General features: G+C 57.1%; 1 rRNA gene. It reads right to left on the reverse strand.

The features are described from left to right. Window positions 1–1,261 (reverse strand): 23S ribosomal RNA (locus tag ACWDR3_RS47795); the annotation flags it as partial.

Genomic DNA, 1,261 nt, shown 5'->3' on the forward strand with positions numbered 1-1,261 from the left:
CTACACCCTTACCCCGGGACAACCACCGCCCGGGATGGACTACCTTCCTGCGTCACCCCATCACTCACCTACTACAAGTCTGGTCCGCCGGCTCCACCACTTTCCATTCCCCGAAGGGTCCGGAACGGCTTCACGGGCTTAGCATCGCCTGATTCAATGTTTGACGCTTCACAGCGGGTACCGGAATATCAACCGGTTATCCATCGACTACGCCTGTCGGCCTCGCCTTAGGTCCCGACTTACCCTGGGCAGATCAGCTTGACCCAGGAACCCTTAGTCAATCGGCGCACACGTTTCTCACGTGTGTATCGCTACTCATGCCTGCATTCTCACTCGTGAACCGTCCACAACTCGCTTCCGCGGCTGCTTCACCCGGCACACGACGCTCCCCTACCCATCCATACAGGCGTTGGCCCTATTGTATGAATGACACGACTTCGGCGGTACGCTTGAGCCCCGCTACATTGTCGGCGCGGAATCACTAGACCAGTGAGCTATTACGCACTCTTTCAAGGGTGGCTGCTTCTAAGCCAACCTCCTGGTTGTCTCTGCGACTCCACATCCTTTCCCACTTAGCGTACGCTTAGGGGCCTTAGTCGATGCTCTGGGCTGTTTCCCTCTCGACCATGGAGCTTATCCCCCACAGTCTCACTGCCGCGCTCTCACTTACCGGCATTCGGAGTTTGGCTAAGGTCAGTAACCCGGTAGGGCCCATCGCCTATCCAGTGCTCTACCTCCGGCAAGAAACACACGACGCTGCACCTAAATGCATTTCGGGGAGAACCAGCTATCACGGAGTTTGATTGGCCTTTCACCCCTAACCACAGGTCATCCCCCAGGTTTTCAACCCTGGTGGGTTCGGTCCTCCACGAAGTCTTACCTCCGCTTCAACCTGCCCATGGCTAGATCACTCCGCTTCGGGTCTTGAGCGCGCTACTATACCGCCCTGTTCGGACTCGCTTTCGCTACGGCTTCCCCACCCGGGTTAACCTCGCAACACACCGCAAACTCGCAGGCTCATTCTTCAAAAGGCACGCAGTCACGACGCACCAAGTAAACTTGATGCGCGACGCTCCCACGGCTTGTAGGCACACGGTTTCAGGTACTATTTCACTCCGCTCCCGCGGTACTTTTCACCATTCCCTCACGGTACTATCCGCTATCGGTCACCAGGGAATATTTAGGCTTAGCGGGTGGTCCCGCCAGATTCACACGGGATTTCTCGGGCCCCGTGCTACTTGGGTGTCTCTCAAACGAGCCG

This window comes from Streptomyces sp. NPDC001002 (genome assembly GCF_053599215.1).